The 23,642-nt window shown below is 67.2% G+C and carries 19 protein-coding genes and 1 pseudogene; 11 read left to right on the top strand and 9 right to left on the bottom strand.

Translation table 11 applies throughout. From position 1 onward, the window contains the following. Positions 1-35 precede the first annotated feature (35 nt). On the top strand, positions 36-1,208 hold the full coding sequence (locus ACZ60G_RS24365) for a GuaB3 family IMP dehydrogenase-related protein (RefSeq protein ID WP_465812519.1): 1,173 nt from the start codon (positions 36-38) through the stop codon (positions 1,206-1,208). Between the two features lie 88 nt (positions 1,209-1,296). Here ACZ60G_RS24365 and ACZ60G_RS24360 read toward each other — a convergent pair whose 3' ends face one another. Next, positions 1,297-2,097 (bottom strand): alpha/beta fold hydrolase, encoded by an 801-nt coding sequence (locus ACZ60G_RS24360; RefSeq protein ID WP_465812517.1) that lies wholly within the window; start codon positions 2,095-2,097, stop codon positions 1,297-1,299. A 60-nt stretch (positions 2,098-2,157) separates the two neighbouring features. Between ACZ60G_RS24360 and guaA the strand changes: the two genes are divergently transcribed. Both guaA and ACZ60G_RS24350 read left to right on the top strand, forming a co-directional pair. Next, positions 2,158-3,732 (top strand): glutamine-hydrolyzing GMP synthase, encoded by a 1,575-nt coding sequence (gene guaA / locus ACZ60G_RS24355; RefSeq protein WP_465812515.1) that lies wholly within the window; start codon positions 2,158-2,160, stop codon positions 3,730-3,732. A gap of 75 nt (positions 3,733-3,807) precedes the next feature. Further along, positions 3,808-4,263: a hypothetical protein gene (locus tag ACZ60G_RS24350; protein WP_465812513.1), complete on the top strand. Its 456-nt coding sequence runs from the start codon at positions 3,808-3,810 to the stop codon at positions 4,261-4,263. 216 nt (positions 4,264-4,479) lie between these two features. Here ACZ60G_RS24350 and ACZ60G_RS24345 read toward each other — a convergent pair whose 3' ends face one another. The 4 genes from ACZ60G_RS24345 to ACZ60G_RS24330 form a co-directional block, all read right to left on the bottom strand. Beyond that, complete coding sequence (locus ACZ60G_RS24345; protein ID WP_465812511.1) at positions 4,480-4,692, bottom strand: hypothetical protein; 213 nt, start codon at positions 4,690-4,692, stop codon at positions 4,480-4,482. Beyond that, positions 4,685-6,403: a PspC domain-containing protein gene (locus tag ACZ60G_RS24340; RefSeq protein WP_465812509.1), complete on the bottom strand. Its 1,719-nt coding sequence runs from the start codon at positions 6,401-6,403 to the stop codon at positions 4,685-4,687. The genes ACZ60G_RS24345 and ACZ60G_RS24340 overlap by 8 nt, the downstream gene beginning before the upstream one ends. Positions 6,404-6,492: 89 nt before the next feature. Continuing rightward, positions 6,493-10,533 carry an NACHT and WD repeat domain-containing protein gene (locus ACZ60G_RS24335; RefSeq protein WP_465812507.1) on the bottom strand — a complete coding sequence of 1,347 codons (4,041 nt, stop codon included), beginning with the start codon at positions 10,531-10,533 and terminating at the stop codon, positions 6,493-6,495. A 118-nt stretch (positions 10,534-10,651) separates the two neighbouring features. Further along, complete coding sequence (locus ACZ60G_RS24330) at positions 10,652-11,296, bottom strand: MspA family porin (RefSeq protein ID WP_465812505.1); 645 nt, start codon at positions 11,294-11,296, stop codon at positions 10,652-10,654. A gap of 340 nt (positions 11,297-11,636) precedes the next feature. Here ACZ60G_RS24330 and ACZ60G_RS24325 point away from each other — a divergent pair, with 340 nt between their 5' ends. Both ACZ60G_RS24325 and ACZ60G_RS24320 read left to right on the top strand, forming a co-directional pair. After that, positions 11,637-13,040 carry an ATP-binding protein gene (locus ACZ60G_RS24325; RefSeq protein ID WP_465812503.1) on the top strand — a complete coding sequence of 468 codons (1,404 nt, stop codon included), beginning with the start codon at positions 11,637-11,639 and terminating at the stop codon, positions 13,038-13,040. 145 nt (positions 13,041-13,185) lie between these two features. Further along, entirely contained in the window at positions 13,186-13,821 is a 636-nt protein-coding gene (locus ACZ60G_RS24320) for a response regulator (RefSeq protein ID WP_040686746.1), read from the top strand. 194 nt (positions 13,822-14,015) lie between these two features. On the opposite strand, the gene ACZ60G_RS24315 is transcribed toward ACZ60G_RS24320, so the two are convergent. Further along, on the bottom strand, positions 14,016-15,143 hold the full coding sequence (locus ACZ60G_RS24315; protein ID WP_465812501.1) for a serine/threonine-protein kinase: 1,128 nt from the start codon (positions 15,141-15,143) through the stop codon (positions 14,016-14,018). Between the two features lie 61 nt (positions 15,144-15,204). Further along, positions 15,205-15,408 carry a hypothetical protein gene (locus ACZ60G_RS24310; RefSeq protein ID WP_465812576.1) on the bottom strand — a complete coding sequence of 68 codons (204 nt, stop codon included), beginning with the start codon at positions 15,406-15,408 and terminating at the stop codon, positions 15,205-15,207. Here ACZ60G_RS24310 and ACZ60G_RS24305 point away from each other — a divergent pair. From ACZ60G_RS24305 to ACZ60G_RS24295, 3 genes and pseudogenes are all read left to right on the top strand, one after another. Then, positions 15,362-15,673: pseudogene (locus tag ACZ60G_RS24305) on the top strand (RNA-guided endonuclease InsQ/TnpB family protein); the annotation flags it as partial. The gene ACZ60G_RS24310 and the pseudogene ACZ60G_RS24305 overlap by 47 nt on opposite strands. Positions 15,674-15,989: 316 nt before the next feature. Then, positions 15,990-16,769: a hypothetical protein gene (locus ACZ60G_RS24300; protein ID WP_465812500.1), complete on the top strand. Its 780-nt coding sequence runs from the start codon at positions 15,990-15,992 to the stop codon at positions 16,767-16,769. 661 nt (positions 16,770-17,430) lie between these two features. Continuing rightward, positions 17,431-18,999, top strand: a complete 1,569-nt coding sequence (locus tag ACZ60G_RS24295) for a DNA polymerase Y family protein (RefSeq protein ID WP_465812571.1) — start codon at positions 17,431-17,433, stop codon at positions 18,997-18,999. Here ACZ60G_RS24295 and ACZ60G_RS24290 read toward each other — a convergent pair whose 3' ends face one another. After that, positions 19,000-19,698 carry a class I SAM-dependent DNA methyltransferase gene (locus tag ACZ60G_RS24290; protein ID WP_465812498.1) on the bottom strand — a complete coding sequence of 233 codons (699 nt, stop codon included), beginning with the start codon at positions 19,696-19,698 and terminating at the stop codon, positions 19,000-19,002. 402 nt (positions 19,699-20,100) lie between these two features. Here ACZ60G_RS24290 and ACZ60G_RS24285 point away from each other — a divergent pair, with 402 nt between their 5' ends. Genes ACZ60G_RS24285 through ACZ60G_RS24275 form a run of 3 tightly spaced genes read left to right on the top strand, consistent with a single transcriptional unit; the run spans position 20,101 to position 22,382 of the window. Then, positions 20,101-20,895 carry an alpha/beta fold hydrolase gene (locus tag ACZ60G_RS24285; protein WP_465812496.1) on the top strand — a complete coding sequence of 265 codons (795 nt, stop codon included), beginning with the start codon at positions 20,101-20,103 and terminating at the stop codon, positions 20,893-20,895. Positions 20,896-20,904: 9 nt separating this feature from the next. Continuing rightward, on the top strand, positions 20,905-21,471 hold the full coding sequence (locus ACZ60G_RS24280) for a YdeI/OmpD-associated family protein (RefSeq protein ID WP_465812494.1): 567 nt from the start codon (positions 20,905-20,907) through the stop codon (positions 21,469-21,471). Next, on the top strand, positions 21,471-22,382 hold the full coding sequence (locus ACZ60G_RS24275; RefSeq protein ID WP_465812492.1) for a sucrase ferredoxin: 912 nt from the start codon (positions 21,471-21,473) through the stop codon (positions 22,380-22,382). The genes ACZ60G_RS24280 and ACZ60G_RS24275 overlap by 1 nt, the downstream gene beginning before the upstream one ends. Before the next feature lie 117 nt (positions 22,383-22,499). Here ACZ60G_RS24275 and ACZ60G_RS24270 read toward each other — a convergent pair whose 3' ends face one another. Further along, positions 22,500-23,483 (bottom strand): SDR family NAD(P)-dependent oxidoreductase, encoded by a 984-nt coding sequence (locus ACZ60G_RS24270; protein ID WP_465812490.1) that lies wholly within the window; start codon positions 23,481-23,483, stop codon positions 22,500-22,502. Between the last annotated feature and the right edge of the window lie 159 nt (positions 23,484-23,642).

Here is a 23,642-nt window from a genome sequence, read left to right as displayed (position 1 = left end):
CGCAGGCGCGCGGCCAAAGATACAAAGGAGCAAGCGTGCGCGACATGGTCGAGATCGGTATGGGTCGGACCGCCCGGCGTACCTATGAACTGGACGATGTCGATATCGTCCCGTCGCGGCGGACTCGTTCGTCGAAGCAGGTATCGCTGGCGTGGCAGTTGGACGCCTACCGATTCGAGATCCCGTTCCTGGCGCACCCGACCGATGCGCTGGTCTCGCCGGAGTTCGCCATCGAACTCGGCAGGCTCGGCGGACTCGGCGTCATCAACGGTGAGGGGCTGTGGGCCCGGCACGCCGATGTCGCCGCGAAGATCGACCAGCTGCTCGAACTCGTCGCAAAGGGCGGCTATGAGCGTGCCGTCGGGCTGCTGCAGGAACTGCATGCCGCGCCGATGCAGCCGGATCTGCTGGCCGCCGCGGTCGCGCAGGTGCGGGCCGCCGGTGTGACGGTGGCGGTGCGGGTGAGCCCGCAGAACGCCCGCGCGCTGACCCCGGCGCTGCTGCAGGCCGGTATCGACCTACTCGTGGTGCACGGCACCATCATCTCCGCCGAACACGTCGGCGATGGTGAGCCGTTGAACCTCAAGACCTTCATCGCCGAACTGGATGTGCCGGTGGTGGCCGGTGGCGTGAGCGATCACAAGACCGCGCTGCACCTGATGCGCACCGGCGCCGCGGGCGTCATCGTCGGTTACGGTTCCTACCCCGGCGCGACGACCACCGGCGAGGTGCTCGGCATCGGGGTGCCGATGGCCACCGCCATCGCCGACGCCGCCGCCGCGCGCCGCGACTACCTGGACGAGACCGGCGGCCGCTATGTGCACGTGATCGCCGACGGTGATATCGCCACCTCGGGTCAGCTGGCCAAGGCCATCGCCTGTGGCGCCGATGCCGCCATGCTCGGGGTCCCGCTTGCGCTGGCCGCCGCGGCGCCTGGTCGCGGCTGGTACTGGCCGTCCTCGGCCGCGCATCCGTCGGTGCCGCGCGGTTCGCTGCTGCACGTGGAGGATCCGTGGGATCTGGGCGGCGAGCTGTCCGGTGATACCGGCGAGTCGGTGCGTCCGAGCCTGGAGCGTGTCCTGTACGGACCCTCCGACGACCCGTTCGGCTCGCTGAATCTCGTTGGCGGCCTGCGTCGCTCGATGGCCAAGGCCGGCTACTCCGACCTCAAGGAATTCCAGCGCGTCGGCCTGAGCGTCCGCGCCTGACCTAGCCCATGGCTCGCCGAGCGTAGTCGAATGGTGGTCGTCGAGGCAGTTCGGAGCCGCCATTCGACTACCGTCGGCGTAGTACGGGTCAGCGGACGTGGGTGGGGACAGTGCGCTCGCGGAGGAACTGCTGGATGGCGTGATTCACTGGTTCGGGGTGGGTCATGGTGACTGCCAGGCGTGCGCCCGCGATCTCGACGAAGGTCGATGCGGTGAGGTCGGCGGCCAGCTGCTGGGCGCGCTCGCGGGCGATGCCGCTGTCGGTGGCGTGAATCACCAAGGCGGGGCAGGTGATTTCGGATAAGCGATCCGATACCGAATCGCGGCCGAGCAGACAGCCCGCGGCGACCTCGATGCCTTCGCGGTCGCGGACCAGCCAGCGTTTGGTCCAGATCGCCCGGTACCACTCGTCATCGCCGATCAGCCAATACGCGAGCTGTTCGACGGCCTCCTGCCGGGAGCCGTCGTCGTACCACTCGTCCAGGAATTTCTGGGTCGCGGTGGATTGCTCGGGCGTCGGGCCGTTCGCCTCGGTGCTGATCAGGATCAGCGCGGAAACCCGCTCGGGTGCGATGAGCGCGGTGCGCAGCGCGGTGAATCCCCCTTGTGCGGTGCCGCCGAACACGGCGCGTTCGGCGCCGAGATGATCGAGCACGGTGAGGGCGTCGCGCGCGGCGGTCCAGTAGGTGAACGGTAGTCCCTGGTCCCTGGTGCGGCCGTGTCCGCGCGCATCCCAGGACACGATCCGGAATTCCGGTGCGAGCGCGGCCATCTGGGATGCGAACATCGTCCGGTCCATGAAGAATTCGTGCGCTAATAAGACCACCGGACCGTCGCCGCCACTGTCCTCGTAGTGGATGTCGGCGTCTATCGCGCGGGCGAAGGGCACGGCATGAGGATAACCAGCAGTGCGGGGGCGCGCGGGACGATTTCCGCCCCTCACTAAACTGTGCGGGTGGCAGAAACTCAGAGACCGGTCCTCGTCGTCGACTTCGGCGCACAGTACGCCCAGCTGATCGCCCGGCGGGTCCGTGAATCGAGTGTGTATTCGGAGGTGATCCCGCATACCGCCACGGTGGACGAGATCGCCGAGAAGCAGCCGCTCGCGGTGATCCTGTCCGGCGGACCGTCCAGCGTGTACGCCGAGGGCGCACCGCAGCTGGACGCGCGGCTGTTCGATCTCGACATTCCGGTCTTCGGCATCTGCTACGGCTTCCAGGCCATGGCGCAAGCCCTCGGCGGCACCGTCGCGCAAACCGGCACCCGCGAATACGGTCGCACCGACCTCGATATCGATGGCGGTCTGCTGCACGGCGGCCTGCCCACTAGACAGCCGGTGTGGATGAGCCACGGCGATGCGGTCACCGACGCGCCCGAGGGCTTCGAGGTCACCGGCACCAGCGCGGGCGCTCCGGTCGCCGCATTCGAGAACCGGGCCCGCAAGCTGGCCGGTGTGCAGTACCACCCGGAGGTGCTGCACTCGCCGCACGGTCAGCAGGTGCTCAGCCGCTTCCTGCACGAGCTCGCCGGCATCCCCGCCACCTGGACCCCGGCCAATATCGCCGAGTCGTTGATCACTTCGGTGCGCGAGCAGATCGGCGACGGCCATGCGATCTGCGGGCTGTCCGGCGGTGTGGACAGCGCGGTCGCCGCCGCTCTGGTGCAGCGCGCGATCGGCGACCGGCTGACCTGTGTGTTCGTCGACCATGGCCTGTTGCGGGCGGGCGAGCGTGAGCAGGTGCAGCAGGACTTCGTCGCCGCGACCGGCGCCAAGCTGGTCACCGTCGACGCGGTCGACAAGTTCCTCGGTGAACTGAAGGGTGTCACCGATCCGGAGGAGAAGCGCAAGATCATCGGCCGGGAGTTCATCCGGTCGTTCGAGGATGCTGTCTCCGAGGTCGTCGTGGAACAGAGCGGCGGCGTCAAGCCCGAGGTCGAGTTCCTGGTGCAGGGCACGCTCTACCCCGACGTCGTCGAATCCGGTGGCGGCAGCGGCACCGCGAATATCAAGAGCCACCACAATGTCGGCGGTCTGCCCGACGATCTGGAGTTCGACCTCGTCGAGCCGCTGCGGTTGCTGTTCAAGGACGAGGTGCGCGCGGTCGGCCGCGAACTCGGGCTGCCCGAGGAAATCGTTGCCCGGCAGCCGTTCCCGGGGCCGGGCCTGGCCATCCGCATTGTCGGCGAGGTCACCGCGGACCGCCTGGACACGCTGCGACAGGCCGATGCCATCGCACGCGAGGAGTTGACCGCCGCCGGACTCGATCGCCAGATCTGGCAGTGCCCCGTGGTGCTGCTCGCGGATGTGCGCAGCGTCGGCGTGCAGGGCGACGGCCGCACCTACGGTCATCCGATCGTGTTGCGCCCGGTCTCCAGTGAGGACGCGATGACCGCCGACTGGACTCGGCTGCCCTATGACGTACTCGAGCGCATTTCCACCCGCATCACCAATGAGGTGGCCGAGGTCAACCGGGTTGTCCTCGATGTGACGAGCAAGCCGCCGGGCACCATCGAATGGGAGTGACCCCGCAATCGGGCCTGATTTGCCGGATTTCGGGAGTACCGTCAGCCGGATAGACCAGTTCCCCAGGGGGTCCGGATGGCAGCGAAGAAGCCGCTCTGCACCTTCCACGCGGTTGTCGAGGCACCGTGTGGGGTGGTGGCCGCGCTGCTCACCACGGTGAGCGCGGGCCCGGTCGGTCCGGACAACGCCTTCTTCCTCGTCGACGGGCCCGACCCCGGCATCGAGTTGCGCGGCGGCCCGAATGAATTCCGGGCCGCGATCGCCGGGGATCTCAATGGGATTCGGGTCGAGGTGGATCGGGCGCAGGCGATGTTCGCGGTCGAGGGGCAGCGGTGGTTTCGCGCCGAATGTCGAGTGCTGCCGCATCCGAAGGGCGCTCGGGTGATCCAGCAGATGTTCAACGTCGCGACCAGTGGGCGGTGGATGGTGCCGATGATCGCGCGGGGTGTCGAGGGCAAGCAGCGGATGAGTTTGCAGCGGCTACTCGACCGGATCAGTGAACATTTGGGCTGTCCGGCCTATTTGGAGTAGTGGTTGTGCGCGGCGGTGTGCGGCCGAGGATGAGTTGCCCGAGTAATAAGCCGCCGCCGAGATAACTGCGGCTCGGTGTCAGCGGCATGAAACGGCCGATCGGGATTCCCGTATGGTCGGTCGGTTCGTCGTGGGTGTCGAACTGTTCCATGGGCATTGGCGTTCTGCTCCTCCGTAAAGAAAATGGCCCGTCCGCAGGACGGGCCATTCCGGTGATCAGCTGGGTCTGCGCGGGGAAATGACCAGGAAGATGCCGACCACGATGGCGGCGATCACGACGACCCAGCCGAGCGAGGCCACCCCGGTGGCGGTCATGGTGGCCGGGCCGATGAAGGCCCAGATGCTCACACCGAGGGCGAGCAGTCCGACGATCAGCAGGGAGACGGACGGTCCTCGCTTGGTGACGTTGTCATCGGTGGGGTCAGCCACGGTGCACCTCCGCATTGCCGGTCCGGACATGGACTTTCAGGTCGAGCACCGGTGCGCCGTCGGCATGCGGTCCGGTAATACCGGTGGGGCAGTTGACATCTCCCAGATTGACGGTGCAATCGGTGCGCACCGCCATGCTCTGGGGCAGCAGGATCCTGGCATCGCCGAGCCGGACCGCGACCTCGACGGTCCGGTTCTCGGTCAGGTTCAGCGACCGCAGATCCAATGTGCCTGTCCCCACCGTCAAGTCGTACTTCGGGGCCAGGTCGGCCATCGAGGTCGGCGCCCAGGTGCGATCGCCGACGGTGGCGCTGTCGAATTCGATCGGGCCGAGCATCGAGGCCAGCACCACGAATCCGGCGAGCGGTGCGGTCAACACCAGCAGGCCGAAGCCGCGACGGAGGAATGCGCCGATCACCAGACCCAACCCGATCACCGCCAGCGCCACCGCGCCGATGCGTCCCGGTGTCATCCACTCGACGCCGGAGGCGGCCAGCGCACCCGCACCCGCGGCGGCCAGGATGGCCAGGCCGAGCACCATCGGGGTGAGCCGGGAGCGGGGGCGCTTCGGCGGGGGCGCGACGATGGTGCGGGCCGGGGTGGGTTCGGGGAGGTCCCAGGCGAGTGGGGCTACGCCGAGGGGGTCCCAGGAGGGTGGGGTCAGACCGGTGGGGGTCGCGGCCGTTGTGCGGGATGGGGGAGCGCTTGTGCGCGAGGTGGATTCGGTTCGCGACGAGCTACTGCCGCTTTCCGAGTCGGTGTCGTTCGCGCCAGAGGTAGCGGCAGGTTGTGTGGTGTCGAGACCTGTTGCGCTGGACGTCGTGGTCCCGCCCGTCGTGCGCGGCGGTTCGGAGGCCGGAATTCCCGGCGTTGTTCCGTTGTCGGGCGTTGTGGTCTCGGTGGGTGGCGCCGTGGTTCCCACATCGTCCTTGTCGAGCAGGACGGTTTCGGCATCGTCCTTACGCAGCAGGACGGTGTCTGGCGTAGCGCCCGCATCGATCGGCGTGCCGCCCTTTTCGATCAGTTCGGTTTCAGCGTCGTCATTTTCGGCATCCGGCAAGAGAACTGTGTCCGGATCTGCCTGCTGCGCTGGGGTATTCGGTGCTGCCTGGGCCGGAGCGTCTGGAACATATGCGTCCGGCAACTTCGTGTAGGGGGTGTACACCGGCGGCACATCGGGTGCGTAGAAGTCGCCGGTCATCGTGCGCGGGGGGAATACGGCCCCAGGGTAGCCGGTCGCGGTGAGACCGCCGTCGAAGCCACCGAGCGAACTCGTGCCGGGCGGCGGCTGCGGGTTTCGCATATGCAGCATCCACCAACCGGCCAGCAGCAGCGACATGCTGATCATGCCCGAGCCGGCCAGTCCGACGCCGACCGGTCCGATGGTGCTGACCGCGATGGCCAGTGCCACGATCAACACGATGGTCTTGGTCTGCGACTGCGAGCTGTGCCCCTTGCCGAACAGCGACTCGGCCGCCGAGGACTGATCACCCACCTCGCTGAACAGCAGCCAGGCGAGCAAGTAGAGCACGATGCCTGCCCCGCCGAAAATTGTCGACACCACGAGCGCGACCCGCACGAGCACCGGATCGATCCCGTAGCGCTGCCCGAACCCGGCCGCGACGCCCGCGATCGGACCTTGCCGCGGCAACCGGACGGGCCGCGACTGCCACATCTGGTGAATCTGATCGCCGAAGCTCGTTTTCGTCATGGTTCCATGGTCGTGCTGACCAGCACTTCGGCGCATCGGGGGGAACCCTGAGAAAATCTCTGATCTCTTTGGACCAAGCGGTCTCTTGTTCAGTCGCAGGGCGGACGGTAGGGGAGTTGGGGCAGGTAGCGCTGCCAGAGTTCGGGCGTCATGAGGGTGGCGGTGGCATGACAGATGCGTTCGATCGCGTGCTGCTCGTCCAGATCCCACAGTCGACGCTCGCCACCGCTACTCGAGGCGGACAGATAGTCGCCTTGTGGATGGAACTGGATGAACCAGACGTTGGGCCCGGGCGGTGCGATGGAACTGGACATGAGGCGGGGATGACGGCGATCGGTGAAGTCCCACAACCGCACCGATCCGTCGTTTCCACTGGTGGCCATCGTCTTGCCGTCGGGACTGAACGAGGTCGAGATGATCGCCAGATTATGTGCGGTGACCCGGTCACCGATCGGTTCGGGCGATGCCGGGTTACTGATGTCCCAGACTTGGAAGGTTTCGTTCGCCACGGTGACGGCGGTGCGGCCGTCGGGGTGCATGATCACGTCGAGCATCAGCGGCGAGTGCTCCGGTGGGGATGTACCCATCCGGACAGGGTGGTCCGGGTTGGAAATATCCCACAGTGCCAGCCTGGTTCGCAGGGCCATCGCCGGCGAACTCGGTTCGGACAGGGTCGACTCGATGATCGCGAGGGTGGGCCCGGTCGGATTGAATCCGATGGCTTGGACCTGCGCGGGAGCCACGGACGTCGGTGTTCCGAGCAGCACCGGGCGGGGGCGGTCCGCAATGTTCGCAAGTTGGAAAGTATCGACCTTGGGATCCAGAGTCTGCGCCGCCAGGGTCCAGTCGCGGTTGAAGCTCAGGCGCGACCATTGCGACGACGCGGCCTGCCAGTCGCCCGATACCCGAATGTTCTTCGGGTCGGAGAGGTCGACAAGGAACATCGGCCCCGTCGGACCGTCCCGCGCTATCAGGGACTTTCCATCAGGACTCAGGGCCCGGATCGATGATCCCGGTTTCGCCCGGAATTCCCCGATCCGGACTGGTTCCCGGGGGTTACCGGTATCCCATATGACGAATGAGCCGTCGCTGGAATCGCTCACCATTCGGGTACCGGTGGCATCGAATATCGGACTCCGGCCCCAATCGGTGTGTCCACTGAGTACCGCAGGAGCCAGGGACCACAGCCGCACGACTCCCTCGGTGCCACCGACGGCCAAAATCTTTCCATCCGAGCTGAACGCCAGCCCCGTCGGTTCACCGGTACATCGGGTGGGAATTCTCGCGTCGTTGAGGCAGCGGGACGGAATCGCCGACAGCTGGGCGCCCAACGGGGTCGGCTGCGCGGGATCGGCGATATTCCACAGTTTCGCGCCGGTGGCACCACCGGTCGCCAGTGTGTGGCCGTCCGGGCTGAAGGCGAGCAGGGGGACCGGCTGCTGAACCACGTTATCCACCAGCGGATTTCCGAGCGGGCGCGGGTGGGCGGGATCATCGGCGGCCCACAACTGGGTCACGCTGACGTAGGTGTGTCGTACGGTCAGGCGTGGACCGGCCAGGGCGAAGACGTTGTTGTCAGGGCTGAACCGGATCGCTTCGACATCGTGGGTCACCTCGAATGGTGTTCCAGCGCGGGTAATTTCCCCCGCGGCCGGGACGGACCACAATTCGACCGTAGCGACACTGCGGTCCCAGTCGCTGGTCGCGACCGCCAGTAGCCGTCCATTGCCGCTGAACGCGAACGCGGACAGGTCCCGATTGCGCGGCGCGGGGATGAACCGACCCTGGATCGGTTCGGCCGGGTTGCCGACCTCCCACAGGGTGACGCCTTTGTCGCGCATGGACCCGACTGCCAGCGTCCGTCCGTTCGGACTGAAGGACACCAGATAACCCGTATCGCTGGTGGCCGTCGGCGGTGATCCGAACAGCCGGGGACGCGCCGGATCACGGACATCCCACAGCTGCGGTCGCGCCGAAGTGCCGGTGGTCGCGAGCACCGTGCCATCCGGGTTGAATGCCATGGACGTCGCCCCGGAAGGGGATTCGCGTAACGGCTCGCCCAGCGGGTGGGGATGTCGCGGATCGGCGACGTCCCAGAGGCGGATGGTGTTGTCGTTGCTCGCGGAAGCCAGCACCCGGCCATCGGGCCGGTACGCGATGGTCCTGATTCCCTCGTCATGTGCGACAAATGGTGTTGCGAGGGCGAGGTTCTGGGTCGCGAGCAACCGTGCCCGCACCTCGGAATCGCCCGGCCTGAGTTGTCCGGCAACGAGATATAGCTGGGCGGACAGCGATGGATCGATTTGTTGTAGTCGATCCGCCTCTGCCAGTACGGATCCGAAGTTCTTGTCATTGCGCTGCTGTTCGGCGAGCTCGACCTGCGCGTAGGCGACCGTGCCGAGTGCGAGTAGGCCGACGCCGAGCATGGCGAGGGCAACCCGGGTCACCGACGACCGTCTGCGGGTATGCGTTCGCGCTGCTCGGGAATGCTCGAGGAAAGTGCGGATCTGGCCGCCGACCATGGGGGGATCGACATGACCGAGTGCGGTCTCGAGCCGGGTGCCCCGATAGAGCAATGAGGGATCCTGTCCGGTCGAATCCCATTCCGCGGCATCGGCTTCCAACCGCTGCCGGACGAGGTAGCCGACGCGGTCCTCATCGATCCAGGTATGCAGTCGCGGCCACGCGTCCAGCACGATCTCGTGGGTCAGGTACACCGAGTCGGAGTCGAGGGTGATCAGGCGGGTGCGGGCAAGCAGTTCCAGTGCGGCCGTGGCGGATACCGGGTCGGTGGTGCGTTGCAACAGGTTCGGGCGGACGGCGATGCGCCGGGTATCGCGCGAATCATTGGCGACGGCAACGAGTCCGAGCAGCACATCCTTCGCGGAGGACTGCTGGGTGTCGGATAGTTCGCTCCATGCCTGTTCGGCGGTGGCGGCGATGGAGCCGAGGACACCGCCCGCCTTGCGATATCCGGCGACAGTGAGTTTGCGGCCTTCGCGGTGCTGCCAGGTGGCGGCCATGACGTGCGACAGCAGCGGGAGTGCGCCCGGATCGTAGCTCTGGCGGTTCTCGTGATCGCCTAGTCCGCAGAGTTCGGTGATCACCAGTTCTGCCAGACCGGACTCCAGTTCGAGCCCAGCGTGGTTGGCCGGCCCGATGAGTGCCAGGTCCAGTTCGTCCAACCGCATGGGGCCGAGTAGATAGCTCCGGTGTTCGAGAGCGTGCTGCAGGATCGGGTAGTCGAGGCACTGGGCATAGAAATCGGCGCGCAGGGCGATGACGACGGTGAGGGCATTCTCGGCCCGAGTTGCGCAGCGGTCCAAGACATTCAGGAAGGCTTCGCGCTCGCGTTCATCGGGGCAGGCGGTGAACAGTTCCTCGAACTGGTCCACGATGAGCAGGCGGCGTTGGTCGGCGCTCCACTGGTCGAGTGCCGTGCACACCTCGTCGGCGGACGGCTTGGCTATCGTGTTGTCCGCGTGAAAAGCCTTGGCCAGCGCGCGGAGCGGCCTCGCCCCGGGTGTCATCGTGGCGGTCGACCAACTGTCGGTGACCGCGGGTATGAGTCCCGCGGCCAACAGCGAGGACTTGCCCGCACCCGATGCGCCGATCAGCACGACGACGCCATCCGCGTCAGCGGCGGCGCCCTGGACCAAATCGACGAGTTCGGCAGTGGATCGGGTTCTGCCGAAGAAGAGGTCCCGGTGCTGCTTGCGATACGAGGTGAGTCCTAGGTAGGGACAGCCCGCGTCGTCCTCGTCATTCGGTGTCCAGGTGATGGCGGCCTGCCAGAGCCGCTGCCACTCACGCACTTCCAGCAATTGCCGACTGGTCTGCGACCCGGCCTTCTTGGCCAGGTCGATCAGGGTGAGCACCACCGGAAGCATCGATTCGAAGCGAGCCGGAACATTGCGCCCCGCCTTCCAATCGCTGATCCGCTGCACCGAAGCACTCGCGGTAGCCCGCGTACCCTGTGCGGCCCGCATCCTCGCTTCGGCCGCCGTGGCCACCCGTCGCAGCGTCGGATTGCCTGCGGCCGCATAGAGATCGGCGAATCGTTGCGCGAAAACCGCACGCGGTGATCGGATTTCCCCCCGGGCCTCGGCGGTGGTGTCCCCTGCTACCACGTGCGCCCGATCCTTTTGGGCGACACAAACATAGGAACAATCTAGCCGGTTCGAGGTGCCCGGACGGGTCGGGCGGCGGTGCGATCGTCGACCGCACCGCCGCCCGTGTGTTGCCGGATTACAGGAAGATCCGGTCTCCTGTCACGGCGTCGGCGGCGGTGACCTCGGGTGTGTCGGCCGTGAGGGTCACATAGGACTGGATGGTGAGCGGGCCGCCGCAGTTCTCGACCACCAGGTGGTAGTCGTGGCTGACCAGATATCCGGTGCCACCGCGAGCCAGGGCCTTGGTGCCCACTTCGATCGGTTTGATCTCGCCGGGGCTGATCGACATGTCGAGGCTGACTCCGGCGTAGATCTTCGGGCCGATGCTGGCATCGAAGTTCGGTGACGTCGAGTCGCCGCTGCCGCTGACACCGATGCTGAACCCGGCGTCGAAGCCGATCCCGGCCTGGATACCGATCGTGAGATCGAGATCGACCGCACAGGCGACCAGATAGCCCGCCTTCATGGTGCCCGTCGCATTCGCGGGGATGGTGCCGTAGAAGGTGTTGTCCAGGAACACCTCTCGGTTGGTCGGCATTCCGTTGAGCGGGGGGACCGGGCGGAACTGTTCGTCCATATGGCCGACGGTGAGCTCGAATCCCCCCGGACCCGAGTAGTTCTTCTCGTGCGGCGCCATCCCCTGGGCGGCGGCGAATGGCATGCCCGCCAATGCGATTCCGACCGAGGTGGCGGCGGTGAGCAGTACCGACTTGATATTCATGATTCCTCCCCGAACCTGTGCTCGGCCCCCTGCGGCGCGAGTCCCGGTGTTCAGTGGGACGTTTCCGACCCGGAAGAAACGTATGGCACGCGGTGGTGCGCCGCCGCGGCCGTTGTCCGGTGGGAGGTATGAAAAGTGCTGGTAGATGCGTTCGGGACCGGTTATCCGGTCCGGCGGATCACGAATCGGCTTCGTATCCGCTCCGTGCCTCCCGCGACGGCTGAGCGGCGGATAAGAACGACAGGTCAGCGCGGGTTTCTTGTCCGGACCGGACGGCATAGGCGAAGATCAGGGTGATTCCTGATGGTCGGTGTCGGTGGGTCGTGCCAGTATCGAAGGCATGTACCCGTCCGTGCCCGTGTTCGATGCTGCTCGGGGGGCCGATCCCCGGGGTTTCGGCGCCGCGCCCGGGTTCGCGCCGGGCCCCGGCCGCTTCGGCGCCGCGCCGGCCCTCCCGCCCACACCGCCGTATCCGCGGATGGTGCGGCGTTCGGGTGGCCGGATCGTCGGCGGTGTCGCCGGCGGTATCGCCGATCACCTCGGGCTCGATGTGTTCAAAGTGCGGATGGCGTTCGTATTGCTGTCCGCGCTGGCGGGGGCGGGGATCGTCGCCTACGGGATGCTGTGGATCTTCACTCCGGGCGGCCATGATGCGGTGAAGCCGACCGGTAAGGAGCGCCGTCAGGCGATCGGGTTGGCCCTGCTCGGACTCGGGCTCGCGGTCGGGGTGTCGTGGTTGTTCAGCGGTACCGCGGCGAAGGTGATCGTGCCGATCGTCGTGGTGGCGGTGGGTGCGGCGCTGGTGTGGCGCGAGTACGACACCGACGGCCCGCGGTCGCTGCTCGGACTGCCCGCCCGTCCCTCGGTGGTGACCTGGTCGCGCATCGTCGCCGGGATCACCATGATCGTGCTCGGACTCGGCGTGGTGGTGCTGGCCAGGATCGATCTGAGCTCGCTCGGCTCCGCGCTGATCGCGGTGGCGGTCACATTGATCGGTGCCGGTCTGCTGACGGTGCCGCTGTGGCTGCGCATGATGCGCGCACTGAACGCCGAGCGCGCGGCCCGCATTCGCAATGAGGAACGCGAGGAAATCGCGTCCCACCTGCATGATTCGGTGCTGCAGACGTTGGCGCTCATCCAGCGTCAGGCCGACGATCCGCAAGAGGTGGCCCGGCTGGCGCGCAGTCAGGAGCGGGAGTTGCGCCGCTGGCTCTTCGAGGATTCCGGGCCCGCGCAGTCGAGTCTGGCCGCGGCGCTGCGCACGATCGCGGGCGAGGTCGAGGATCAGTACGGGGTGAAGGTGACTCCGGTCACCGTCGGCGATGTGACGATGGACGGTGCCGATAGCGGGTCCGGCCTGCCGAAGGAGCATTTCACCGCATTGCTCGGCGCGAGCCGGGAGGCGCTGGTGAATGCCGCCAAACATGCGGGCGTTCCGGAGATCGATCTGTTCGCCGAGGCGGAACCGCATCAGGTGAGCATCTTCGTGCGCGATCGCGGTGCCGGATTCGATATCGCGGCGGTGCCGCAGGATCGGCGGGGTGTCGCGAAATCCATTCGCGCCAGAATCGAGCGGCGCGGCGGTCAGGTGGAGATCCTGTCCACGCCCGGTCGGGGCACCGAGGTGCGGATCATCATGCCGCGCACCGATTCCGGTGCCGATCGGGACCGGGCCGAGGCGGAACAGCCGGTCGGCGACGATCAGGTCGACGGAGTACGACAGACAGTTCGCAACGCCAAGTGATCGCCCCGATGATGCGACGCAGGTCGTAGCTCGGATGACGACGGCTGTGGTGGCAGTTGTGGTACCGATGAAGTGCGGACGGCCTGCGGGCGGTCCGCGCGTCTGGGTGGGTGGACCCACCGAGGGTGAGGAGAAGTAGGTGACCGTGCGGGTCTTTCTCGTCGATGATCACGCCGTATTCCGCTCGGGTGTGCGGGCCGAATTGAGCCGGGAGACCGATATGGAGGTCGTCGGAGAGGCCGGGGGCGTGGCCGAGGCGGTCGCCGGAATCAATGCCGCGCGTCCGGATGTCGTACTGCTCGATGTGCATATGCCCGACGGCGGTGGGGTCGCGGTGCTGGCCGGCATCGATGACGGTCCGGTATGCCTGGCATTGAGCGTCTCCGATGCCGCCGAGGATGTGATCGCGGTGATCCGTGCGGGTGCGCGGGGCTATGTGACCAAGACCATCTCGGGATCCGAACTGGCCGATGGCATTCGGCGGGTCGCCGGTGGTGATGCGGTGTTCAGTCCGCGGCTGGCCGGTTTCGTCCTCGACTCGTTCACCGGAAAATCGCCGGTCCCGGAGCCGCCGCTGGATCCCGAACTGGATTCGCTCACCCCGCGCGAACTGGAAGTGCTGCGGCTGCTCGCCCGCGGCTACACCTATCGGGAAATCGCGGAGAAGCTCTATATCTCGGTGAAAACCGTCGAGACACACGCCTCCAACGTGCTCCGCAAGACTCAGCAGTCCAACCGCAACGCACTCACCCGCTGGGCGCACCGCCGCCGCATCGACTGAGCCGCAAGCATTCCGGCCGCCGCGCACTTCCTATCCGCACACGGTTCGCCGCGCTGGTTGGTTCGCCGCGCTGGTTGGTGCGCCGCGCTGGTTGGTGCGCCGCGCTGGTTCGTGCGCCGCGCTGGTTCGTACGCGCGGCGTGAAGTCGCGCGGCAGCTAAGAAGCTGTGGTGCAGCAGATTCCGGTCGCAGCGATCACATCATCGCGATGATGACGGCGATGATGAGGATCAGGCCGATCAGCAGGCCGATGGCGATGGCGAGCGGGGCATTGCTCGCTTCCTTCGACTTCGCCTTCGGGCGCTGGGGTGCGGCGGCCGCTGGACCCGACGGGTTGCTGCGGTGCGGGCGCGGCAGCGGAGTCGAGTGCGGACTGCGCAGGCCCGATGCCGAATTGCGGGCGGCCCATGCCGGAATGGTGCCGTCCTCGGTGCGCACCGGAGCGCCGAGGATATACGGACCGGTGCCGGGACCGAATGCGGCGGTGAGGATTTCGTCCCGCGCCTCGGCCATGGTCGGCCTGCGCTGCGGGGCCGGTTCCATCATGTGCAGCAGCGCGTTGGTGAGCACGCCGCTGCGGCTGGGCGGGATGATCTGGGCCATGGCCGCGCGATAGACCACGGCATCGGTGTCGTCGTCCATACCGAACGGCGGTTGCCCCTCGATCGCGGTGTAGAGCGTGGCGCCGAGGGAGAACACATCGCTGGCCGTGGTCGGCTGCGCGCCGCGCGCCACCTCCGGGGGGAGATAGGCGGGGGTGCCGGTGATCACGCCGTCCGGTTCGTCGGAGTTGTCGGTCGCGCCACGCGAGATGCCGAAGTCGCTGAGCTTGGCCATGCCGACGACGGGTCCGCGATCGGCGACGAGAATATTGCCCGGCTTGATATCGCGGTGCACGATGCCCGCGGCGTGCGCGGCGGCCAACGCGTCGGCGACCTGCGCCCCGATCTGCGCCACCTCGATCGGCGGCAGCGCGTTCACCAGCGCCAATGCCTTTGCGACACTGCGTGATGGCAGATGTTCCATCACCAGCCACGGCTCGCCGGCCTCCAGCACCACGTCGTAGACGGCGATGGCGTGCTCATGCGAGAGCTTGGCCGCGACCCGGCCCTCGTGCATGATCTGGTTGCGGATCTCATTGGCCTGCGCCTCCGGGAGTCCGGCGGTGGAGAGCACCTGTTTGATCGCGACATCCCGGTTGAGCAGGCGGTCGTGTGCGAGCCAGACCGCGCCCATACCGCCGCCGCCCAGTTTCGACTGCAGACGGTAGCGGCCGGCAACCAGATAATCGGGGCCGACAATGGGACGAGCGCGTTCGGTCACGGTGCGAGGGTAGCGGAAAACAAGGCCAGCTGGCCTGATTCGGGGCCGACACTCTAGTGCGTCAATAGTCGATGCGGGTGCATGCCCAGATGGTGGCCGCCGACAATGCCTTTCGCGCTCGCGGCGCCGGATAGAAGCCATCGTCGGGGTGCAGGAGTTGGGTATTTTCGCCCGTGTCGATATTGATCGGGAACATAGCGCGCAGACCCTGTGCTTTGGTTAGCGATGCGTCGTGGTCGGAGCTGCGCAGCATGCTGGAGTACAAGTGCGCATGGTATGGGCGTGAGCTGGTGGTCATCGACCGCTGGTATCCGTCCAGCAAAACATGTGCGGACTGTGGTCGCTCGGCCACGAGTATGCCGTTACAGGTTCGGGAATGGACGTGCCGCTGCGGTGTGACCCATGACCGGGACGTGAACGCCGCACGAAATATTTTGGCCGCCGGGCTGGCGGTTACGGCCTGCGGAGGCGGTGTAAGACCTCAACGACGGACGTCGGGCGGGCAGTCGCCGGTGAAACAGGAAATCTGACCTGTGAAGGATTGGAATCCTGCGCCTTCAGGCGTGAGGAGGAAGTCAAGATCTGTAACTGCGACGCCGCCGCCGGAGCCGGCCGCCGCGCTGGCGGTTCGGTTCGAAGCGGGGGTAATTCCGAAAACAACGGCAACGTTGCGAAGTGATCGCGGTCGGTGCGCGTACTTGACGGAAATCGGGGGCGGGTTTCTACTGAGCGAGTATCGAACGTATATTCGATAGCGATCGATAGCTGGATCGGTGCTGAACCTTTGATCGTGGAGGTTCGGGCCGCGCTTCGCCTCGGGTCCATCGTTGGAAGTAGGTGGTTGTGATGGGTTCGGATGAGGATTCAGGGGCGGGGAGACGGCGGGACGGGATACCGCCGAGGGATAAACCAACACTGGATGAGCTGCGCCGACGGATGGCGGCGATACCCGGGCGCGGGGAAGCGGCGGCCGAGCGGATTCCGCACGCCGCCGAATTGCGCAGGGAAGCACTCGCGGTGCCGCCCGCCCTTGCGGAGCTGTTGCCTGATGGCGGCCTGGTCAAGGGTTCGGTGGTGGCCTATTCGGGTGCGAGTTCGCTGCTGGCCGGGCTGCTCGCCGCGGTGACCGAGGGCGGTGGGCATGCCGCGGTGGTCGGGGTGCCGCGGCTCGGGCTGCTCGCCGCGGTCGAGATGGGTGCGCAATTGCAGCGCCTCGCCGTCGTCGCCGATCCCGGGCCGGATCCGGTGGAGGTGGCCGCGGTGTTGCTCGACGGCCTCGATCTGGTGGTGCTCGGCCTCGCAGGCGCGGCCGTCGCCCCGTCCCGCACCCGCGTCATCGCCGCCCGCGCGCGCAGCAAAGGGGCCACCCTGGTGGTCACCGACGGCCGCTGGCCCAATCCGTCCCTACGCGTGGATACCCGCATCGCCGGGTACGGCGGCCTCGGTGCGGGCCGCGGCCGCCTCCGCTCGCTCCGCCTGGAGGTCGCGGTCCGGGGCAAGGCGGGCCCACCCTGCCACGGCCGAATCGAACTGCGCCCCAGTGCGAGTCGAGTGGAATGGGTGGCACTGGAAACGGTCGCCGCGGCTGATGAAGCGACCGTCGAGGCGCGCGGTGCGGCGTCATGAGTCGGCCCGTCGCGTCATGCTCAGCTGCGCGAAGCGGCTTTTCGTCGATTCGGGGTTCCGACTCGGCGACGAGGCCGGAGCAAGTGAGGTGACGTTCCATGCGTGCGGTGTGTCGGCGTGATCCGCGCGCAGTGACGCTCCCTGCCGTGAGCAACGGCGGTCAGAGGCTAACGGTCGACTGTCGCATTGACGGTGGTCAGGAGATAACGGCCGACTGTCACATCGGCCCCAGAGCTGGACTGCGTAGCGTCCTGATACTCCTTCGCAATACGCGGGTGGACAGGCCGTGTGCTCATCGGTGCCGAGGCGAGCGCACCAGGATCGACCGCTCTTACCTCGAAGCGCGGGACTTCGCGCCGCAGCCGCGCCACACCAAAACCTGCGCTGCCGACCAAGGCGCGTCGCCGGTCGGCAGCGAGGGTGGACTGTGCAGCCTCATGATTCGCCTTCGCAATGCACGGGTGGGCGGGCCGTGTGCAGGTGAGCACGCCAGGGTCGGCCGCCCCTGCCTCGATGCGCGGGATCTCGTGGCACCCGCGCCGCCGGTCGGCAGCGAGATTCGTCCGGACATCCTGTCCTGTGACCGGGCACCCCGGACAGCTGGTGCCCGGTCGCTACACGGGGTGCCGGGGTGGTGATCCGGCCGAGTCGGGTGGGTGGGATGCGGGTGCTGGCGCTGTGGTGTCCGGACTGGTCGGCGGTGACGGCGGCGGCGGTGGCGCGGGTGCCTGCGACGCGGCCGGTGGCGGTGCTGTTCGCCAATAAGGTGGTGGAGTGTTCGGCCATTGCCAGGGCCGAGGGGGTGCGGCGTGGACTGACCAAGCGGGAGGCGCAGGCGCGGTGTCCGAACGTGTATGTCGCGCAGGTAGATCCGGATCGAGATGCGCGATTGTTCGAGCCGGTGGTGGCGGCCATCGATGCGACGGTGCCGGGAGTAGAGGTGCTGCGTCCTGGGCTGTTGGTGCTCGGTGCGCGGGGTGCGGCCCGGTTTTTCGGGTCCGAGGAGGCGGCGGCCGAACGGCTCGTCGACGCGGCCGCCGCGGTGGGGGTGGAGGCGCAGATCGGTATTGCCGACGAATTGTCCACGGCGGTGATCGCCGCGCGTTTCGCCGCGATCGTGCCGCCCGGCGACGGTGCGCGATTCCTGGCGCCACTGCCGGTGCGCGAACTCGCGCTCGAACCGAGCCTGTCCGCACCGGAACGCATCGAGCTGGTGGATCTGCTGCATCGCTTGGGGTTACGGCGGATCGGTGATTTCGCCGCGCTGACCCCGATCGAGGTCACCTCGCGCTTCGGCGCCGATGCCGTGCTGGCGCATCGCTGTGCCAGGGCCGTGCCGGAGCGTCCGCCGTCCGCACGTCGTCCGCCGAAGGATCTGGCGGTGCAGTATCGCTGCGAGCCACCGATCGATCGGGTCGATGCCGCCGCCTTCGCGGGGCGCATGCTCGCCGCCCAGTTGCACGAGGCGCTGTCCAATGCCTCGATGGCCTGCACCCGGTTATCGGTGCTCGCGGAAACCGAGGCGGGCGAACAACTTTCGCGCATCTGGCGGTGCGCCGAACCGCTGACCCCGGAGGGCACCGCGGATCGGGTGCGCTGGCAGCTGGACGGCTGGCTCACCCGCCGCGACCGGCCGACCGCACCGATCACGCTGCTGCGCCTGGAACCCGTCGAAGTCGTTGCGGCGAGCGCACTTCAGCTCGGTCTGTGGGGCGGCGTCGGGGAGGAGGACGAGCGGGCCCGCCGCGCCCTGATCCGGGTGCAGGGTCTGCTCGGCGGCGAGGCGGTCCGGGTCGGTGTGCTCAGTGGCGGCCGCGGACCCGCTGAACGCATCACCATGGTCGCGCTCGGTGACGAGCCGATTCCGGCCGCCGACCCGGCCCTGCCGTGGCCCGGCCGCCTGCCCCGCCCCGCACCCGCGGTGATCCTGGTGAACCGTCCGGTGGTGCGGCTGGAGGCCGCCGACGGAACGCCCGTGCAGGTCACCGACCGCGGCCTCTTCACCGCCGACCCGGCCCTGCTGCGTTGGGGGAGCAAGCAGTGGCCCCTTGCGGGCTGGGCCGGTCCGTGGCCGGTGGACGAACACTGGTGGACCCCGGAATCCGCAACCCTCTGCGCCGGAATCGCCGCCCGCATCCAGGTGCAGCTCGCCGGTGAACCGGCCGACGTCCGTGTCCTGCTGCTCATCTACAACGATCAGACCTGGCGCGCCGAGGGGCTTTACGACTGACTACCTGCGCGACCACACCAGCGCCAGCGTGAACGGATGTCCGCGCAGCTCCGCCCATTTCGGCTTGGCCGCGATCCATGCGTCATCCACCAGCGCCTCGGCCATCTCGGTGAGCATCCAGCCCGCCGCGGATGCCGCCGACACCTGCTCGCTGATCAAGTGCAAATGCGTGCTGATCGCAACCGGGTCACCGGACGCGGGTGTGTAGTGCGTCGGCATGCCGGTCACCATCATGAACTGCGGGTGATAGCTGACCGTGACACAGGTGCCGCCGGGTGCGGCCAGCCGCCAGGCTTCGGCGTAGAAGGGCGTCAGCTCGTCCAGGTGCTCGTCGATCAGCGAGGAGATCACCAAATCGTATGCGCCACTTGTCAATCCGGTGTCTCGGACGTCGGCCTGAGTGAGTGTGGTGTGCACCCCGCGCTCGCGTGCCCGCGTCAGCATTCCCGCACTCACGTCGACGCCATCGATATGGCGAATTCCACGCTCTCGCAACCAAGTTCCGGTCCGCCCGGTCCCGCAACCGAGATCCGCAGCGCGTCGCACCCCACCCCAGTCCGGTCGCCGTAGCCGATTCAGCAGTGCGAGATCCATCTCGTCCATGACGGTCTGCTCATACGTCGGTGCCCATCCGTCGTACCCGGCGGCGACGTCAACGGTGCGATAGTTGCGGCGATCGAAGTCGGCGAAGGAGGGCATGGCCGCAGTATTGCCGCGATACCCCGGCACCCGCCAGACCTTTTCCCGGCACTGCACTCCGCGGTGGTTTCGAATGCCGAGCAATGGCGGTGCCAGGACCACGCGGCCTTGGTGACTCCGTGGGGGCGAGTCGTATCAGTGACCGTTCGCGGACCTGTCCTGCGTCCGCGCGAAGGTGCGGCTATCGACTCAGCCGAGTCATCCAAGCACATGGGCGAGGTGACGGCGCCGCTAGCGGCTGCTTGCGGGTCGCTCGAGATGGGCCGCTAGCGACTGCTTGCGGGTCGCTCGAAATGGTCGGATGCGAGACGCCAGGCTGCGAACACGCCGCTGCAGGCACGGCAATCCAACACTGTGGCAAATCCAACACCGTGATGCGTGCGACAAGTCGAGGGTGTGGCTGTGACAGCACCGGTACTCTCGGAAATCGTGGATCTCGCGGTGACCAGGGCTGTGCTCGACGGCGTGCGGATCGCCTATCGGGATTCCGTGGTGGGCGATGGCGTGCCGGTGGTGCTGGTGCACGGTATGGGCGGGGACGGGCATACCTGGGATCGGTTCGCGCACACCTTGATGCGGGCCGGGCGGCGGGTCATCATTCCCGATCTGCGCGGGCACGGGCGCAGCGCGCACACCGAGTCCTATCTGTTCGCCGAATTCGGCGCGGACGTGCTGAATCTCTGTGATCACCTCGAGCTGGACTCGGTGGATCTGGTCGGACATTCGCTCGGCGGTTACGCGGTTTCCTGTGTCGCGCAGGAACGGCCCGAGCTGGTGCGGCGGCTGGTCATCGAGGAGTGCCCGATGCCGCTGCGTTCCGGTGATGAAGAGGTGAAGCTGACCCGTCGCTTCCCGACCATTCCGGAACTCTGGCACGCCACCACCAGCCTGCTCCGGCATCCGCGCGCGGTGCTCGCTTTCGATCGCTCGATGACGCGGACCGCGCTCGAACAGTTCCGCAAACCGAATCCGGAGTGGTGGGATCGGCTCTCCGACATCACCGCGCCGACTCTGGTGCTGCGCGGCGGTCCCGGCGGCATGGTCGATCCGGAGAAGCTGGCGATTCTGCGCGACACCATCCCGAACTGCGCGGTGACCGCCTTCACCTGCGGTCACAGCATCCACCGCGACCGCTACCGCGAATTCGAGGCGACCGTGCTGCCGTTCCTCGCGACGCTCTCACCCGCAGCTATCTAGAGTGAAGCGGTGCCCGCGCAAGACCGTCCGGTTCTGTTCTTCCCCGACGAGCAGTCGTTCCGCGACTGGCTGCTGACCAACCATGCCTCGGTGGACGGGGTCTGGCTGCGTTTCGCCAAGAAGGGCTCCGGACGCGTTTCGCTGAATCATGCCGGCGCGCTGCGGCAGGCACTGTGCTTCGGCTGGATCGACGGGCAGGCGCGCGGTGAGGATGCGGAGTTCTGGCAGGTCGGCTTCACCCCGCGGCGCAAGCGCAGCCCATGGTCACTGCGCAATATCGGCCTGGTCGCCGAGCTGATCGAGCAGGGGCTGATGCATCCGGCCGGTCAAGCCGAGATCGATCGGGCAAAGGCCGACGGCCGCTGGGACGTGGCGTATGGCGCAGACTCGGTGCCTCAGGATTTCCTCACGGCACTCGCGCGAAATCCTGAGGCCGAGGCCTTCTTCCAGACCCTCGGCAACCAACAGCGCGCCGCCGTCGGCTATTTGCTCGCCGACGCTGTGAAGCCCGAGACCCGGGCCCGGCGCATCGAGAAGTTCGTGCAGAAGTTTGCCGACGGACAGACGTTGGGCTGATGACCGGATTCGAAGGGATGCTCTGCTCGGCGGCGGCCGCGGTCGATGTGCCCTTGCCCGGCACGGCAACTCGGGTGACGGGATGGTTGTGCGTCGAGCAACCGGGCGCGTGGGGCCGGGATGTGATCGGTGATGAGGTGCTCGGTCAGGAGATCACCGCCGAACTCGCCGCCCGCACCACCACCGCGAAGGTTCGTCCGACGCTGATCCGGCGGCCCGGCCGCAACGAATTCACCGGTGTCCGAACGGTTTTGATCGCCAGCTCGCGTCCTCAGGACTTCTGGTGCGAACGCTTCGAGATCACCGACCTGAAGCAGTTGCTCGACCTGGACCTGAATCTGCTGAACGGTCCACCGCCGGGAATCGGTGTGCCCGTGCGCGATCCGCTGATCCTGGTGTGCGCGCACGGAAAGCGTGATCAGTGCTGCGCGCTGTTCGGTCGTCCGATCGCCGCGAATATGGCTGCCGACTATCCGGACCGGGTCTGGGAGTGCTCGCACACCGGTGGTCATCGCTTCGCACCCGCCATGGTGCTGTTGCCTTCCGGACTGACCTACGGTCGCGTCGATACCGCGGCCGCCATCGCGGCGGTCGAAGCCGTGCAGCGCGGTGCGGTTTCGCTGGACGGACTGCGTGGTCGCAGCGGTCATCATCCCGTCGAGCAGGTCGCGGAAATCGCAGTCCGCGAACAGGTTTCGGCATGTCTCGACGATCTCACCGCTCACCTCGAAACCAATTCCACCGCAACCGATTCCGGTCTTGCGGCGGTAACCCATCGCGACGGCCGCCGCTGGCTTGTGACGACTCGCGCCGTCGAATTCCCGCCACGCCAAGCCAGTTGCGGTGCCGCCCCGAAACCGGTCACCGCGATTGTGGCCGACCAGATCCAGCTGTTGACCACAGGGGAGTAGGCCCAGCTCGTCCTCGGCTGGAAAGCGACGAACGGGAAATGGTTGCGGCAAATCCACCGCAGCCATATCCCGTTCGCGGCGACCTTTATCGCCCCCTGCGGGATGAAGGTCGCGGGCTTACCAGTGGGTGCCCGGCACCCAGCGTGCGGCGCGGCGCAGGGCGGTGCCGGTGACTCGGCGGGCGGTCGACTGATGGCGTGGTTCACGTTGCAGCACAGGGGATTCCGCTGGGTCTTCGGTGTCCGCCTGTTCGCCCTTGGCGGCGGGGGAGTCGGGTAGGGCACGGTAGTAGCGGTGCAGGATGCGGTCGCGCAGCTTCGGGGTGAGCAGTGCGCCGTATTCGGCGAAGGTGCCGAGCGGGACATCGATGCGCTTGGGCCGCTCGCTCAGCGCGCGCACGATGGTGGCGGCCGCCCATTCGGGGGACTCCGAGGGACCCTGATCGCCGCTCGGGGTGATCATCGGGGTGCGCACCAGCGGCATGTGAATGGTGGTGAAGGTGACGCTGTCGGCCATCGTTTCGACGGCCGCGACCTCGGCGAACTTATCCAGCGCCGCCTTGCTCGCGAGGTAGGCGGCGAAGCGCGGCGTGGCCACCTGCACGCCCGCACTGCTGATATTGACGATGTGGCCGAACTTGCGCTCGCGCATCTGCGGCAGCAGCGCCAGCGTCAACCGCACGGCGCCGAAGTAGTTGACCGCCATGGTGCGTTCGAAATCGTGCAGCCGGTCGGTGGAGCGGTGGATGGCGCGGCGGATCGAGCGGCCCGCATTGTTCACCAGCATGTCGATGTGGCCGTGCTCGTCCAGGATGGTCTTGACGGCGTGGTCGACGGAGTCGGAATCGGTTACGTCGCACTGATATCCGTAGGCGCTGCCGCCCTCGGCCCGGATCTCTTCGACCACCGCCGTGAGTTCGTCTGCGCGCCGGGCGAGCAGGAAGACGATGGCGCCCTTATCCGCGACGGCCAGCGCGGCGGCCCGGCCGATGCCGGAGGACGCGCCGGTAATGAGTACATGCCGCCCCGTCAGGTCGCGGTTGCGGCGATTACGCCGGACCTGCCCGCGCAGGTCGGCGTCGTCAGCGGAGGCTCGGGTCATCGCTGCTCCTTTGCAGGTCGAGTTGGCATGAACTTACTCTGAAGTAAGTTTACCTGCCAAGTGCGCCCTGTTCGATTGGCGACATTCGCGGGCCCTCCGTGGTTACGCAAGCTACCGCCTCCGGGCCCTTCGCTCACGTCGCCGTGTCACGTCGAGCGC

This window comes from Nocardia sp. NPDC102475 (assembly GCF_055584605.1).
Note: the sequence above shows the minus strand (reverse complement) of the source record. Positions and strands in the feature narration are given on the sequence as shown.

Excerpts from the sequence above, each read along its gene's own strand:
- ACZ60G_RS24350 (WP_465812513.1), top strand. The coding sequence starts at position 3,808 with ATGGCAGCGAAGAAGCCGCTCTGCACCTTCCACGCGGTTGTCGAGGCA.
- ACZ60G_RS24340 (WP_465812509.1), bottom strand. The coding sequence starts at position 6,403 with ATGACGAAAACGAGCTTCGGCGATCAGATTCACCAGATGTGGCAGTCG.
- ACZ60G_RS24330 (WP_465812505.1), bottom strand. The coding sequence starts at position 11,296 with ATGAATATCAAGTCGGTACTGCTCACCGCCGCCACCTCGGTCGGAATC.
- ACZ60G_RS24325 (WP_465812503.1), top strand. The coding sequence starts at position 11,637 with ATGTACCCGTCCGTGCCCGTGTTCGATGCTGCTCGGGGGGCCGATCCC.
- ACZ60G_RS24300 (WP_465812500.1), top strand. The coding sequence starts at position 15,990 with ATGGGTTCGGATGAGGATTCAGGGGCGGGGAGACGGCGGGACGGGATA.
- ACZ60G_RS24295 (WP_465812571.1), top strand. The coding sequence starts at position 17,431 with ATGCGGGTGCTGGCGCTGTGGTGTCCGGACTGGTCGGCGGTGACGGCG.
- ACZ60G_RS24290 (WP_465812498.1), bottom strand. The coding sequence starts at position 19,698 with ATGCCCTCCTTCGCCGACTTCGATCGCCGCAACTATCGCACCGTTGAC.
- ACZ60G_RS24275 (WP_465812492.1), top strand. The coding sequence starts at position 21,471 with ATGACCGGATTCGAAGGGATGCTCTGCTCGGCGGCGGCCGCGGTCGAT.
- ACZ60G_RS24270 (WP_465812490.1), bottom strand. The coding sequence starts at position 23,483 with ATGACCCGAGCCTCCGCTGACGACGCCGACCTGCGCGGGCAGGTCCGG.